Annotated in this window: 13 protein-coding genes and 1 pseudogene; 5 read left to right on the top strand and 9 right to left on the bottom strand. The window is 34.1% G+C overall.

The window, feature by feature from the left end; genetic code table 11:
- Nucleotides 1–369: 369 nt before the first annotated feature.
- The 3 genes and pseudogenes from ACN4EE_RS18825 to ACN4EE_RS18835 all read left to right on the top strand — a co-directional run.
- A pseudogene (locus ACN4EE_RS18825) lies at nucleotides 370–441 on the top strand (hypothetical protein); the annotation flags it as partial.
- Nucleotides 442–594: 153 nt separating this feature from the next.
- Entirely contained in the window at nucleotides 595–1,368 is a 774-nt protein-coding gene (locus ACN4EE_RS18830; protein WP_431708028.1) for a calcium-binding protein, read from the top strand.
- A 154-nt stretch (nucleotides 1,369–1,522) separates the two neighbouring features.
- Nucleotides 1,523–1,915, top strand: coding sequence for a hypothetical protein (locus tag ACN4EE_RS18835; RefSeq protein WP_431708030.1), 393 nt, complete (start codon nucleotides 1,523–1,525; stop codon nucleotides 1,913–1,915).
- Between the two features lie 221 nt (nucleotides 1,916–2,136).
- On the opposite strand, the gene ACN4EE_RS18840 is transcribed toward ACN4EE_RS18835, so the two are convergent.
- Genes ACN4EE_RS18840 through ACN4EE_RS18855 form a run of 4 tightly spaced genes read right to left on the bottom strand, consistent with a single transcriptional unit; the run spans nucleotide 2,137 to nucleotide 4,634 of the window.
- Complete coding sequence (locus ACN4EE_RS18840; protein ID WP_431708031.1) at nucleotides 2,137–2,376, bottom strand: NAD(P)H-dependent oxidoreductase subunit E; 240 nt, start codon at nucleotides 2,374–2,376, stop codon at nucleotides 2,137–2,139.
- A gap of 6 nt (nucleotides 2,377–2,382) precedes the next feature.
- Nucleotides 2,383–3,825, bottom strand: coding sequence for a GTP-binding protein (locus ACN4EE_RS18845; RefSeq protein ID WP_431708032.1), 1,443 nt, complete (start codon nucleotides 3,823–3,825; stop codon nucleotides 2,383–2,385).
- 13 nt (nucleotides 3,826–3,838) lie between these two features.
- Nucleotides 3,839–4,474: a Uma2 family endonuclease gene (locus ACN4EE_RS18850; protein ID WP_431708033.1), complete on the bottom strand. Its 636-nt coding sequence runs from the start codon at nucleotides 4,472–4,474 to the stop codon at nucleotides 3,839–3,841.
- Between the two features lie 16 nt (nucleotides 4,475–4,490).
- Complete coding sequence (locus ACN4EE_RS18855) at nucleotides 4,491–4,634, bottom strand: hypothetical protein (RefSeq protein WP_431708034.1); 144 nt, start codon at nucleotides 4,632–4,634, stop codon at nucleotides 4,491–4,493.
- Nucleotides 4,635–4,683: 49 nt separating this feature from the next.
- On the opposite strand from ACN4EE_RS18855, the gene ACN4EE_RS18860 reads away from it, so the two are divergent.
- Both ACN4EE_RS18860 and ACN4EE_RS18865 read left to right on the top strand, forming a co-directional pair.
- The gene (locus tag ACN4EE_RS18860) at nucleotides 4,684–6,801 is read left to right on the top strand and encodes a cation:proton antiporter (protein ID WP_431708035.1); all 2,118 of its coding nucleotides are present in this window, start codon (nucleotides 4,684–4,686) and stop codon (nucleotides 6,799–6,801) included.
- A 182-nt stretch (nucleotides 6,802–6,983) separates the two neighbouring features.
- Nucleotides 6,984–7,967: an NAD(P)/FAD-dependent oxidoreductase gene (locus ACN4EE_RS18865; protein ID WP_431708036.1), complete on the top strand. Its 984-nt coding sequence runs from the start codon at nucleotides 6,984–6,986 to the stop codon at nucleotides 7,965–7,967.
- A 38-nt stretch (nucleotides 7,968–8,005) separates the two neighbouring features.
- On the opposite strand, the gene ACN4EE_RS18870 is transcribed toward ACN4EE_RS18865, so the two are convergent.
- The 5 genes from ACN4EE_RS18870 to ACN4EE_RS18890 all read right to left on the bottom strand — a co-directional run bounded on the left by ACN4EE_RS18870 (nucleotide 8,006) and on the right by ACN4EE_RS18890 (nucleotide 14,370).
- Nucleotides 8,006–8,374 (bottom strand): hypothetical protein, encoded by a 369-nt coding sequence (locus tag ACN4EE_RS18870; protein WP_431708037.1) that lies wholly within the window; start codon nucleotides 8,372–8,374, stop codon nucleotides 8,006–8,008.
- A 90-nt stretch (nucleotides 8,375–8,464) separates the two neighbouring features.
- A complete protein-coding gene (locus ACN4EE_RS18875; RefSeq protein WP_431708038.1) occupies nucleotides 8,465–8,605 on the bottom strand; it encodes a hypothetical protein in 141 nt (46 codons plus the stop codon).
- Nucleotides 8,606–8,724: 119 nt separating this feature from the next.
- Nucleotides 8,725–12,846 carry a replicative DNA helicase gene (locus tag ACN4EE_RS18880; protein WP_431708039.1) on the bottom strand — a complete coding sequence of 1,374 codons (4,122 nt, stop codon included), beginning with the start codon at nucleotides 12,844–12,846 and terminating at the stop codon, nucleotides 8,725–8,727.
- Nucleotides 12,847–12,921: 75 nt separating this feature from the next.
- Nucleotides 12,922–13,578, bottom strand: a complete 657-nt coding sequence (locus ACN4EE_RS18885) for a Uma2 family endonuclease (RefSeq protein WP_431708040.1) — start codon at nucleotides 13,576–13,578, stop codon at nucleotides 12,922–12,924.
- Nucleotides 13,579–13,653: 75 nt separating this feature from the next.
- Nucleotides 13,654–14,370 (bottom strand): Uma2 family endonuclease, encoded by a 717-nt coding sequence (locus tag ACN4EE_RS18890; RefSeq protein WP_431708041.1) that lies wholly within the window; start codon nucleotides 14,368–14,370, stop codon nucleotides 13,654–13,656.
- Between the last annotated feature and the right edge of the window lie 199 nt (nucleotides 14,371–14,569).

A 14,569-nucleotide genomic window follows, 5' to 3' on the forward strand; every position in this document is an offset into this window, starting at 1 on the left:
CCTGTGGAGAGTCAAACCAACTTAATGGCAAGTCTATTAGGGATTCGGTGAAGCAGGAAGTGAACGTCCATCCCATGAAGAGTGGGAACTTGACCATTCTTGATCAAGTTTGAGTAAGTTTCATAGAGCGGTACAATTAGTATTGATGGTGGTGTCGGGAAAGATGTTATCGCCGCCTTAGATTTAAGCAACGAAACAGCTAATTTCAATATTGACAATACTGGAGCAACTATAACCCTAGCTAATGGCACAGTCATCAAAAACGTTGAACAATTTGCTAGTGTTTTTACTGGCAGTGGAAATGATAATATTGCCTTTACTGGACGTTTCGATAGTCATGAATGGTGGTGGAGTAATTATGGTACGGGTATCACTACTGGTTATGGTAATGATACGATTAATCCTGGTTTAGGAAACGATCGTGTTTACGGAGGATTTGGCTCGGATACTCTGATTATTGACTATTCTAAAAATACTTTTTCTGGAGGAGGAGGTTATGATGCTGGTATTGAATCATCTATAGGACATGAAGGAGGAGGTTCATGGAGCGGATATTTACTAGCCTATTACAATGATACTGGTTCTTATGATCAAGTGTGGTTCTATAATATAGAACGTTTTAACATCCAAGGTACGGTGGGAGGAGATGAACTTTATGGCGGTAGTGGTAATGATACCATCATTGGGAATAATGGTAACGATTTAATTGAATCAGGAGGAGGTAAGGATATTCTCAACGGTGGTAGTGGTATAGATACTCTTAAAGGAGGTAAAGGTAATGATACCTATATTAATCCCACAGGTGATAGAATTATTGAACTCGTCGGGGAAGGAATCGATACGATTGAATCTAAAGCGACTTTCACCTTAAATATCATTGCTTTAGCTAACGTTGAAAATCTTACCCTCACAGGTACGACTGATATTAATGGTACTGGTAATAGTTTAGCTAACCTCATCACTGGAAATGACCGTAATAATATTCTTACTGGTGGAAGTGGTAATGATACTTTAACAGGTAACAATGGTAGCGATCAATTAGTAGGAGGAAAAGGTAATGATGTCTTAAACTTAGGCTTAAATGATGGAGTTACCGATACTGTCATTTATAATGCTGGAGACGGTACAGATACCGTTAATCAATTTGTCTTAGGCGTTGACAAATTTGCAGTTATTGGCTTAATTGGAGTTGATATTCTCACTGTAGGTAGTAATACTCAATTCCGTCTCGGTAATGGTATTCAAGGAGATACTGGATTCGGTACAGGTAATTTATTATTTACTATCACGGGAGTTAACACTTTTACGGAAGCTAATATTTTGTCTAGTGTTGATGCCTCTAATCAAGCAACTTTATTATTTATCTAAATAGATCAATAGTAAATAGTGAATAGTGAATTAAAAATCTAGGTATGATTAATAAAGATAAACTAATGAAGAGTTTTAATGTGTCGTAAAATTAGGGTTAGAGGTAGCGGACAAATACGCCCTAATTAACTTTGATTATTAGAAGCATTATACCATGAGTACTTTAACAAATAATGATTTAAGAGAGTTAAAAGATTTAATTAACTCCAAGTTTGAACAAGTCGATCGAAAATTTGAGCAAATCAATGACAAAATAGACACTAAAATTGAGCAAGTTAATGAGAAAATAGATACTCAAATTGAACAGGTCGATCGAAAATTTGAGCAAGTCAATGATAAATTAAACGATATGAGGGTAGAAATTGCTACCATTAAAGAAGGCTTAAACGGAGTAAATCAAAGACTCGATGACTGGAAACCGTTAATAGGGAAAACCACCGACTTATCCGAAAAAATAGGAGAGTTTAAAAACTGGAAACAAATTGCGATCGTAGTAATAACAGGGTTTATAACTTCTTTATTTTGGATATTTCGATCTCAAATATAATATTGCTATTGGTACAGCAATTTTCACCTTGTAAATGGAGACTTTTACCATGAAAAAAATAGACAAAAATGAAATTACTTGGAGTCCAGAAAATACTTTTGTTATAGTATTTTTATTAATTTTATTACCTTTATTAATAACTGGGTTTTTATCTCAATAATTATTCAATAAACATCTTTAAAAATACAGGCAAGATGCCTGTTTTACCTTGATCTAAAACTCTAATAATTATCATTATTTAATATCTCTAATCCCTTCTCAAAATTGACGTGATCATAAAATTTTTGTTGGGGTAAAGTAAACACGATCGGACCGTTTCCACACTTACCAAAACAATGTTTAGTGGTAATTTTACAATTATTTGAGCATTGTTTTTGAAGATAATTTAATAATTTATTTGCCCCATCTTTACTGCAAGATTTTCCCTTACAAATTACTATTAATTTAGGCTTTTCTTCCATAAAAAGTTAAAATTTTTGATGAATTTTTTTACTTAATTTAGCTTTTAATTCCCATTTTATGCGGTTTAAAATTGAGGTTTCATCAAGGGAATTAATGATATTTTCTACTACCTTTAAAGGACTATTTTCCCCCCAAGATGCGCCATTTGCTAGATATACGATCGAGGCTTGTCCAATTACATAGGTAGAAATTCCTGCGATCGCCCCTTGAGTAATGGCAACAGAAATATAGGGAGCGACACTTAAGCCTCCCGTCACGGGAGTAGCTAAACCTAGTATCCCTTTGAGGGAACTTAAACCAAAGGTTACTAAAATATCACTAGCGGTAATTCCCCCTAAACTAAAAGCTATTTTTTGTAATAATTTAATAGCACTTTGTTGCGTCATGGGGATACCATAAAGTTGAGAAAGGGTTAATATCATTGCCACATCAATAATTGCTCCTGTAAATAAATCTAACGCCGTCACAGGATTAAGCGCAATGGCGGAGGCTTTTGTCATCACAGTTTTTTGAATAATTTTTTGTGCTTCTTTTTCCCTCCAAATAATTTTTTGTTGCACTAATTTTTCGTTAATTTCTCCCGTAAATAACATGGTATTTAATGCCATTAAAGATTTACCTTCTTGATGGAGAATTTCTAAAATTTTTACCTGCAAATCTGCAATTTGTGGTTTACCCCGTTGACGAGTTATTTTGATTTTGCCGTCTTTATCTTTACTGGGAATGGCAATTAAAGGGGAAGCGGCTACCATGACAATTTCATTGGGGGATAGTAATTCTCTTACCCTTACATCCCTAATAGTAGAGTAAATTTCGGCTCGATCGACCTCTGGATATTGATCAATTTTGTTAAATACCAGTAACATGGGTTTACCCACTTCCCTTAATTGACACAAGGCTTGATATTCTACCCTCGTGATGTCTCCAGCGATGATAAACAGGATTAAATCCACTTGGGAGGCAATTTGATGCGCTAAGGCTTCCCTTGTTTCACCGTCAATTTCATCGATGCCGGGGGTGTCGATTAATTGAATTTGGACATTTTCCACCCCTTTAATTAATCTTTGTACTTTTTGTTCACTATTACCGATATTTTCTTTATCTAAACGCCAATTTGTTTGATCTATTTCACGGGTTACACCATGTAAAACCCCTGTAATAAAAATTTCCTGTCCGACTAAGGCATTTAAAACGCTAGATTTACCTCTGCCTACCATGCCAAAAGCGGCAATGGAAATCACGGAATCTTCTAATTTTTGTAATAATTGTGTTAAATGTTCAATATCTGTTTCTAAACCTTGTTTTTCTTCTTCTTTTAGGTCAAGATTAAGTAGTAAATTTTCTAAGGATTCTTGTGCTTGTTTATAGTTAATTTCTCCTTGTAAATGGGCAAAGTCTATAATCGTATTTTCCCAATCATCTTCTTCCCATTGCCATTCATTCATCATTTTTAATTATTGTTTATTTGCCTGAAAAGTTCACATCATTATATAAGTTTAAGATAGGAAAACGCACTTCGATCGAGTCTAAATTAACCTCAATATCTTCTCCTTTAGTTTCCTCAAATAACCATTTATTTTCCCCTGTTTTAGTATAACTTTCTATGGCATAATCACTCTGACTAATCAATACATATTGCTTTAATGTGGGAATGGAACGATAATAATAAAACTTATCTTTTCGATCGTAATTAGCAGTAGAAGGAGATAAAACTTCAATAATTAAACAAGGATTTAACACTTCATCTTGGCGATTATTATGCAACATTACTTCTCCTTCAATTACCATAATATCGGGATAAGTTGCCTTTTTACATTCAGGAATATATAAGCGTAAATCGCTAGTAAAAACCTCACGATTAGTATTTTGAAAAGCTAAATCTAAAATACGAACTAAGTTACGAATGATACGATTATGATTAATTGTGCCACCAGTCATTTCTTCAATTACTCCATCACAAAATTCATGTCTAACATCACTATTTTCTTCTAAGGTATAATATTCCTCTAAAGAATAAAGGTGTTGTGTTGCGGGGGTATCAATCTCAATGGCAATGTCAATAATATCAGTTTCAGGTTTTTCTTGTAATAAAACCATAATGATTTACTCCTAATCAACGTCTATAATCCATACTATAATTTTTTGCCCATAATGACCATAATTCTTGACTATCATTATCTATCTTGTGAGTTCGATCGAATAAATAAAACTCAAATATTAAAAATCTCCCAAGAATGATTGATTCTATAATAGTCACTAAGATAAATCTCATTTTATGAGATGTATCATAAATCCATATCTGACCCTTGTTTTCTTGTGGTAGAGTCATAGGTGTAGCGTTGCCTTTTGCCTTACCTTTACCAAAAAAACTTTTTCAGCATTTACTATTCACTCCTTGCTTTATGAATAATTTATACCTGTTTTCCTTCCTTCCTAATCCCATTACTGATCCAGTAGCGGTATTTTTGATTATGATGGGAGTACTATTGATCGCTCCTATCCTATTTGAGAAAATAAAATTACCCGGTATCGTAGGTTTAATTGTCGCAGGAATTATTGTGGGTCCTTATGGATTAGGATTATTAGAAAGAGATAAAACCATAATTCTATTTGGTACAGTAGGACTATTGTTTTTAATGTTCATGGCAGGATTAGAAACAAGTTTAGATGATTTAAAGGAGAATGGGGATAAAGCAACGATTTTCGGAATAAGTACTTTTGCCATACCGATGATTTTGGGTACTGTGGCAATGTCATTGATTGGTTATGATATTTTAGCCTCAATTTTAGTAGCTTCTTGTTTTGCCTCTCACACTTTGTTATCTTTACCTATTGTCAGTAAACGAGGCTTGATGCGATCGAAAATGATGACAGTAACATTAGGTGGTACTCTGATTGTTAATATTTTAGCTCTTTTGGTGTTAACGATCGTAGTTAGAGCGAATGAGGGAGATTTGACTTTAGGATTTTGGTTATATCTGATTCCCTCCTTAATTATTTATACCTTTGCTACTCTTTTGGGTGTACCGAAATTGGGAAGATGGTTTTTTCGCACCTTTGGCAGAGATGAAGGGGCTGAGTTTACTTTCGTGGTACTAACGTTATTTTTAGTGTCTTATGTAGCTAGATTAATAGAAATTGAACCCATTATAGGAGCTTTTTTAGCAGGTATTAGTATTAGACCATTAATTCCGCCCTTAAGTCCATTAATGAATCGTATTCAGTTTATTGGCAATACGTTATTTATTCCCCTGTTTCTCTTGTCGGTGGGAATGTTAGTTAATCCTGCAACTTTAATTCAAGAACCTCGATCGTTCCTCGTGTCAGGGGTTATGATAGGGGTGGCTATCGTGGCGAAATTTATTCCTGCTTGGGGAGTAGGCAAATATTTTAAATATTCCTTCCCTAATATTATGGTAATGTTTGGCTTGTCTGTGGCGCAAGCCGCCTCCACTTTAGCAGCGATTACCGTAGCTTTTAATATTGATTTAGTCGATGAGTTAACTGTGAATGGTACGATCGCCATGATTCTAGTTACTTGTATTGTATCACCTTGGGTAACAACAAAATGGGCTGATCAAATAAAAATGGCAGAATCTTCCTCCTCAGCATCAGACTCTACCATGGAAAAATCAGAGGAAGAAAAATCTCCTATGTATCGAGTAGTTGTACCCGTAGCGAATCCTAACACCGAAGATAATTTATTAAACCTCGCCTTGCTATTAGTCAACGCCACCAAAGGCAAATTATTTCCTTTACATATCCTCACCGATACTAATGGGATAATTTCTCAAGGGGAGAAAATTCGTCAGGCGCAATTATTAGAAACCGCCGAAATGATTGCCCACGCTACGGCTACGGAGGTGCAAAGTATTGCTAGAATTGATAGTTCGATCGATCAAGGTATTCTCCATGTTTATCAGGAATGCGATGCTAATATTATCATCTGTGGTTGGAAAGGATTTTCTACTTATAAAGACAACTTTTTTGGGGGTATCATCGATAATGTTATTCAAAAATCTCCCGTACCAGTACTCATTACCCGTTTTACTGAACCCATAAAAACTACAAAAAGAATCGTCTTTGCTATTTCTGACTTTCAATATAACTCCCCTAGTTTTGAAGAGGCTTTAACTTTAACCAAAATCTTAGCGAATCAACTCAATGCTAATTTACATATCCTCTTAATTTCTGCTTCGGGAGTTGTCATCGATAACCGCTTGATGGGAATTTCTTTTCAACAATTAAAAGGTAATTTTTCTCGCCGAGTTTTACAGGAGATACAACCTGATGATTTATTAGTACTCATGTCTATCGGTGATCATAAAGTAGTGGGAACACCAACATTAGGCACTATACCAGAATCGATCGCTCGTAATTATAGGGGAGTTTCCATGATGATTATTTGCTTAAAAACCCATTAAAACCAGTTTAAAATAAAGAATAAGGAATTAAGAATGAGGAATTAGGTATTAATTTATCGCTCAAGTTGAAATTTATTTCAACGCTAATAGCACAAGTCTGCTAAACCGACTCAATAACTCATTGATTATTGACTATTGATTTACTATTCACTATAAACTATTCACTATCAACTATTCACTATATGAAATTATCTAGTAAAAATTATGAAACTCGTCTCGATACCGTTTATGATGCCATAGTGGTTGGCGGTGGTATGGGAGGCTTGTCGGCGGCTATTTATCTTGCCCGTTATGGGTTAAAATGTCTTGTGATTGAAAAGGGTAAAGGTCGATCGCTATGGATGCAAGACCTTCGTAATTATTTAGGTATTGATCCTCATGCCCCGGGTAGGGATATATTAAATCATGGTACAAAACAAGCCCTTGATTGGGGTGCAGATCATTTACGAGGCTATGTCGAAGATGTTACCGACGAGGGAGAAACCTTTGCTGTAAAAGTAAAAATCGGTAAAAAAGACAGTGTTTATCCTGTTTTTCGCAGTAAATATTTAATCGCCGCTTCGGGGGTTATAGATGTTTTACCTCACATTGAGGATATGCAAAACATTTATGATTATGCAGGTTATACCCTCCATGTGTGTATGATTTGCGATGGTTTTGATATGTGGGATCAAAAAGCGGTGTTAATGGTTGCTAGAGAAGCTCAAATTAACGCCGCCTTCGTTTTAAACTGGTTTACTCCCTATATCAGCGTTTTAACCCATGGTTTGTGTGAAGTTGGGGAAGAAATGAGACAAAAATTGGCAGATCATGGTTATCCTTTATATGAGAGTCCCATCGATCGTATCATTGGAGAAGATCATAAAATGCAAGGGGTACAATTAAAAGATGGTACTTTGGTGGAAGCGACTACAGGCTTAATTAACATGGGATCAATTTATCATAATCACTACCTTAAAGGCATTGAGGGTTTAGAGTGGGATGGAGAAAATTTGGTTACTAATGATATGGCGCAAACCAGTCACGATCGAATTTTTGCTTTGGGTGACTTGAAAAAAGGCTTAAATCAAGTTTCGATCGCTGTAGCCGATGGTACTTTAGCCGCCACTCAAATCTGGCGTAATATCCGCCGTCAGTCACCCCCTCGCAAGTGGAATAAGTCGTAGGTAATAAGTATCAGGTAATAGGTAATAGGTAATAGGTATCAGGTATCAGGTATCAGTTTTTTTTGCAAAATCATTTCTTGAATAAAAATTCTTAGCTGTTGTTTTCCGATAATTAATTTATCTTCGTCAAATTCAAACTCTTGTAAATTAACAAAAAATTCTATATACTCAGTGTCTAAAACTACCCTAAAATCTTCTGTTTTCCACAATAAATCAGAAGTAAATCTTAAATCATAAACGTCACTTTTAGGGGGATAATAATTATTGTCTTTATTTTGTAAATCGACTAAAATTACTGGACGAACCCAAGAATTAAAGCCGTCTTTTGTTGTCTCAATTACTTCACAATATAAGGATTTATTATGACAATCTAAACAGACTATTTGACTGTTAATAAATTTTGACATATTACCTTTATTTTTTTATTAATACCAAAAATATCAAGGGATTTTAACCCCTTGTTTTGTGTATAAATTCGATCGAACTAAGAGATAAAATTAAGCCACCGTATAGGCAACTTTTAAAGCCCAAATAATTAAACCGGCGATACTGCCGAGAATAATAACAGCAGTAATCCCTACGATAATAGGTTTATCTGCTCCATCGAATTTCATGATGCCACGATTTAAGTCAGACATAAAATTTTTTATGGAAATAGGATAATTTCTATATTGATTAATAGATTAACTTAAAATAGTTCCCAAATATAAAAACTGAAAAAAATTTTCACTATTCTTAACTATTTTCTCAGCAATCCCTAATTATGGTGTTTCATATTAAGAAATTGGGTTAATTCCGATCGAAATATTAGTTTAACTTGCCCTGTCGGTCCGTTTCTATGTTTCGCCAAAATTACTTCCGCCACACCTTGATCAACTGTATCGGGATGGTAATATTCATCTCGGTATAACATAATCACTAAATCCGCATCCTGCTCGATCGAATTGTGTAGTATGAACAGGTTGCAACTAAAGTTGCATAAGTGGGGTACTGTTAAATCATAAACTTTTTCTTCTCCTATATATTCAATAGTTTTAATTTTATCCCAATAAATATCACTGTTAGCTAATTTAGCAATGGTTTCTGAATGTAAAATCTCAGCGATATTATTAGCTCTATGACGACTAATATCACGTTTATATAAAGCACTTCCACAATAACTAATACCCATCGCTTTTTGCAATTCTCGATTACTCATTTTTAATTTTTGTTGAGTAATTTTAATTTCTTTTTTCCAAACATCACGGGGAATTAAATCTCGATTAGTATTAGCTTTTCCTGATTCTAATAAATATTGTTGAACTTCTAATAAACTTTCTTGTTTATATAAACCCACAGCACCTATTATATTACAAAATCTTTCGACATCAGATTTTTCGCTTATCCATACTTGAATTTGCTCTCGTCCTTTTTTCCCTTGTGATACAATTTTTAATACTCCATTTATGCCTAAACGTAATAGCAAACTTTGTACATCTCTGGTTAATTTTTCACTGCTAGAAGCGTAAAAAATACTTGGATAATGACAATTATTTTTGCTAGTGCGAACACATCCATCTGTACTCCAAAGGTGTCGTAAAAACAAGGCGATCGAATTTACGGGTTGTTGAAATACCACAGAAGGGATATATTTTTCATGCGATCGTAATCCAAAAATACCTAAGTTTTCTAACCATTTGGTTACAGGATTTTTGACACCATGAGTTAAATGATAATTAGCAGATAAATAAACTTGATACCATTGTCTTTCTTGTTTAATTTGAGGATTGATTTGATCTCTAAAGACTTTTGTGGCTAAATCTGCGACAATTTCTGCTAAATCTCGTTCACGGGTAGTATATTGAATAGCATGACGGGGTAAAGTACAACCATCACCAATTAAATGCCCTAATAATGCTAATTCATCATCTCCCATTGTCGGCAATTCGGTGCTAGGTATAAAACGAGGCAAGGCAATACGATCGCCAATTTGTAATTCGTCTAGTCTCATCCAACCGTCAAAATGCAAAAATTTATGATTAGCTGTTGCTTTGATCGATCGACCTAATTCTGTAGTTAATCGATATACAGGTTTAACTCCCGTACAAAAAGCATTACTAACAATAGCTCGTTCTATTTTCATGGTATCAGTATTGATCGCCCATACCGCAAAACCAGATTTTCCTTCTAAATCCTTGATAGGAATTTCCTCCCCAGTATCCGCCATTGTCACCAAAGAATCACCACTTAAACAGCCTGACTCACGCAAGTCAGACAACATAGGACGTTTATTAGTGCGTTGCTCTACCGCACGACTAAGCTGAGATAAGGCTATAATAGGTGCATTAATTTCTCTGGCAAGACTTTTCAACGATCGAGTAATTCTGGATAACTCTTGTACACGATTATCACTACTTCCCTGCATTAACTGTAAATAATCGATTAAAACTAAGCCTAATTTGCCTTTTTTTTCTGCTTGTAAACGGCGCACTTCCGATCGCATTTGCATAACGGTTAAATAACCACTATCATCGATATAAATAGGCAATTCTGATAATGTACCCATAGCAGTCATTAAAGGTTCCATTTCCTGCTCTGTAATTCTACCAGATTTTAAACGACTACTCTCTAATTTCCCCTCTCCAGAAAGTAAGCGCATTGCTAATTGTTCTCTGGACATTTCTAAGCTAAAAATAGCTACCGCCAAATCGTGATGTTTGGCAATATTTGCGGCAATATTTAACGCAAAACTGGTATTATGAACACAAATATCATTAGCAACAAAATTATGAGTTTCAGGGATAGTTAAATCATAAACTTGTTTTTCTCCTTGATATTCGATCGATACTATTTCATCCCAATAAATCTCACTATTTGCCAGATTTTGGAGAGATAAATTATTTAAAACGATGGCAATTTTTAAGAGATTTTGTCTTGACAAATTTCGCTTTTTATGGTAAAAACTAGCAAGACTTGTAATGCCTGTTTCTTGAGCTAAATTATCCCAAGTTTTATCCCCTTTAGCAATAATAATTTCTTGCCAAAATTCTGAAGGAATTAAATCACAATTACTATGATATTTTTTATTAGTTAATATTTCTCTAGTTTCCTTGATTCGCTCTTCTTTCCCAAAAATACCTATATTTTCAATAAATTCTTTAATAGATAAACTATCGGTAATATTCAAAACCCAAGATATTTTTAGAGAATTATTATATTTAGTCTTCTTGAGTTTCAAATGAGTAATAATTCCAAATCTGAGCAAAAGATGTTGAATTTGACGGGCTAATTTTTCATTAACAGTACCATAGCCAAGGGCAACCTGATTAGTTTTTAAAATAGTAACCCAACCATCCGTAGCAAAAAGACGATTGAGAAATAAACTTACTAAAGATTTAGATAATTTAAAAATGATTGAAGGAATAGTTTTTTCATGGGCATTTTTCCCCCATAATCCCAAATTTTCTAACCAAATAGTTACTAAATTTTTACCATTTTTACTAATGCTATTTAATTCCACTTCTAGCAAATCCGAAGGTTTCACATTGAGAAGACGACAAAGACTATTAAAAGTCGATTCAGAAGGCATATATTCCCCTGTTTTCCATCCAGAAATTAAAGAAGGATTAATATTTAATAATTCTGCTAGTTTTGTTTGAGTAAAAGAGCAATTTTCCAGAATATTTTTGAGTTTTTCTGCAAATAGTTGACGATGAATTTTGATAAACTCTAAATCACTGCTTACATAAATAGAAGGAGTTCGAGTATTTTGAGAAGTTTCAAGGCGAGTTTTTACTCCTGTAAAATGGGAAATTGCCTCTTTAAAATCTTCTTGTAATAAAGGATTTGAGTTAGTAAATAGAGGAGATGTATGAGTTAAACAACCATCACCAATAAAATAAGCAATTAATTTGACTTGAAAATCAGGGATTATTTCTTGTCCAAAAATATCTATTTTGCGGGGTACTGCTATTTTATTTCCTACCTTGATATTAGCGAGGGGTTGCCATCCTTTTGCGGTTAAAAATGGGTGAGTTAAGGTAGTTTCAATATAACGACCTAATTTAGTTGTAATTCCCCATACTGGTTTGATACCATCATCAACAAAATTAGAGGGAGATGTAATAGTAAATCGCCAATTTTGATTAAGGGTTAAAAGTTGCCCTTGATGATGATTGTATATGGTTTCGATCGAGCTTAAACTACCGTCATTTAAGACAATTTCTGAGGTACTAACTAAACATTTTCCCATAGCAGGACGACCGGCAATAATGATTAAGTCCGATCGTTGAAAACCTCCTGTTAAAGCATCTAAATCGTAAAATTCCGTACTGATACCGGGTAAAGCAATTTTTTCTTGAAAGTTTTGAATCTCCGTAAAAGTATTGATTAAAGTTTCGGAAATAGGTACTAATCCTTGTTGTATTCTTGCTTGGGTAAGTTTAAATATTTTTTGTTCAGCTTCATCTAAAATAGTATCTAAATCTTGGGTAGTATCATATCCTAATTCGCTAATTTCTTTCGCTGTTGTTATTAATAATCTTCTAACATATTTATCGGTAATTAACGGTACATAACGTTCAATATTAGCAGAAGAAACAGTTCGATCGAGCAGTCCGATTATTTTAGGAGTACCGCCTATTTTTTCCAATAAATTATGATCATTTAACCATGTACTAACCGTCATTAAATCGATGGGTTGCCCTTGAAAATATAAATTTCGAGCCGCTTCGTAAATATGACGATGAGCATTAACATAAAAGGCTTCTAAGGGTAGAATATCAATAATTTTACCCATGGCATTGGGATCAAATAAAATGCTTCCTAAAATAATTTCTTCCGCTTCAATATTTTGAGGAGGAAGGGAAGAAGTTGCTAAATCTGGTGTAAAATCATTCATTAAAAAAAATTGGAAATAATTGTCTCAATAAATTCCCCCTTGTTTAAGGGGGTTAGGGGGGATCATGATCGATCTCTATTCAAGATTAACACCTAATTCTCGAAGTTTAGCTTCTAATTCAGAAACTCTTTGTTGTGCCTCTAAAGCTGATTCTTCTGGAGTAGGAATTAACTTTTTCTCTCTGGAAAAATACCGTAATTTTTCCTCATGGATACCGAGAAACAAACCCAAATTATTACTCCAATAAAAATTATTTTCATCAGGAATTATCGGTTGATATTTAGCACCTTGTAAATGATAACCTTCTAATTCCATTGTGTCTGGTGAAAACAAAAAATACTCAGAAATGCGAAAAATATCTTGATATAATTGTTTTTTTAAGGTTCGATCGATATTAGCAGTAGAATCTGACAATAACTCGATAATTAAATCAGGATATTTTCCATCTTCTTCCCATACCACCCATAATTTACGGGGTTTTTTTTCGGTATTTTTAACTAAAAAGAAATCGGGACCTCGAAAATCTCTATGTCTTAATTGTTTTACGCTAGAATAGAGGGTTAAATTTGCACCGATAAAAAAATTATTGTCATCTTTCCATAACCATTCGAGACAACTAACTAAAAGTAGTAATTGTGTATAATGTTTGCTACTTTCCATTTCTGGTTCATCACTTTCTAATTGAGTGGCATCGGGCATTAAAACTTCAAATTGTTGTGCTGTTAAAACCATTGTTTGATACCAGATGAGTTTTTTAAAATTATAGCACTAACAAATCACATTATTACTTTTTACTGATTACTCCCCTTAAAAATCAATACCTAATTCTCGCAGTTTGGCTTCCAATTGGGAAACTCTTTGTTTTGCCTCTAAAGCCTCCGTTTGGGCTTGTAAAGCCTGTGCTTGAGCTTGGAAAGCCTCTGCTTGAGCTTGTAATGCAGATTCTTCTGGAGTAGGGATTAATTTTCTGTCTATAGAAAAATACCGTAATTTTTCCTCATAGATACCCAAAAATAAACCTAAACTTTCACTCCAATAAAAATTATTTTCATCAGGAATTATCGGTTGATATTTATTATCTTTTAAACGATAACCTTCTAATTCCATTGTTTCTGGTGAAAACCAAAAATACTCCGAAGTGCCAAAATGATCTTGATATAATTGTTTTTTTAGAGTTCGATCGATATTAGCAGTGGAATCCGATAATAACTCAATGATTAAATCGGGATATTTTCCATCTTCTTCCCATACCACCCATGATTTACGGGGTTTTTTTTCGGTATTTTTAACTAAAAAGAAATCTGGTCCTCGAAAATCCCTATTTTTCAATTGTTGTCGGCTAAAATAAATGGTTAAATTTGCACCGATAAAAAAATTATTTTCGTCTTTCCATAACCATTCGAGACAACTAACTAAAAGTAGTAATTGTGTATAGTGTTCGCTACTTTCCATTTCTGGTTCATCGCTTTCTAATTGAGTGACATTGGGCATTAAATCTGCCAGTTGTTGTGCTGTTAAAATCATTGTTTTATACCCTATGACTTTTTTCAGATTATAACACTATACAAATTGAGAATGCAGAATTGAAAAAGTCGAATTAACACCTATTAGACTTCGACCATATTTAGGATTTTACCACCGTAGAACAGGCATCTTGCCTACCTGAGTTCGATATAAAATGATGAAGATAAGAGGGGGAAGAGGGGGAAGAGGGGGAAGAGCT

Source organism: Geminocystis sp. CENA526 (assembly GCF_050753365.1).
Classification (GTDB): domain Bacteria; phylum Cyanobacteriota; class Cyanobacteriia; order Cyanobacteriales; family Cyanobacteriaceae; genus Geminocystis.

Bases quoted from the DNA above. Each gene is read 5' to 3' on its own strand.
- ACN4EE_RS18835 (WP_431708030.1), top strand. From the start codon at position 1,523: ATGAGTACTTTAACAAATAATGATTTAAGAGAGTTAAAAGATTTAATT.
- ACN4EE_RS18840 (WP_431708031.1), bottom strand. From the start codon at position 2,376: ATGGAAGAAAAGCCTAAATTAATAGTAATTTGTAAGGGAAAATCTTGC.
- ACN4EE_RS18845 (WP_431708032.1), bottom strand. From the start codon at position 3,825: ATGATGAATGAATGGCAATGGGAAGAAGATGATTGGGAAAATACGATT.
- ACN4EE_RS18850 (WP_431708033.1), bottom strand. From the start codon at position 4,474: ATGGTTTTATTACAAGAAAAACCTGAAACTGATATTATTGACATTGCC.
- ACN4EE_RS18865 (WP_431708036.1), top strand. From the start codon at position 6,984: ATGAAATTATCTAGTAAAAATTATGAAACTCGTCTCGATACCGTTTAT.
- ACN4EE_RS18870 (WP_431708037.1), bottom strand. From the start codon at position 8,374: ATGTCAAAATTTATTAACAGTCAAATAGTCTGTTTAGATTGTCATAAT.
- ACN4EE_RS18875 (WP_431708038.1), bottom strand. From the start codon at position 8,605: ATGTCTGACTTAAATCGTGGCATCATGAAATTCGATGGAGCAGATAAA.
- ACN4EE_RS18880 (WP_431708039.1), bottom strand. From the start codon at position 12,846: ATGAATGATTTTACACCAGATTTAGCAACTTCTTCCCTTCCTCCTCAA.
- ACN4EE_RS18885 (WP_431708040.1), bottom strand. From the start codon at position 13,578: ATGGTTTTAACAGCACAACAATTTGAAGTTTTAATGCCCGATGCCACT.
- ACN4EE_RS18890 (WP_431708041.1), bottom strand. From the start codon at position 14,370: ATGATTTTAACAGCACAACAACTGGCAGATTTAATGCCCAATGTCACT.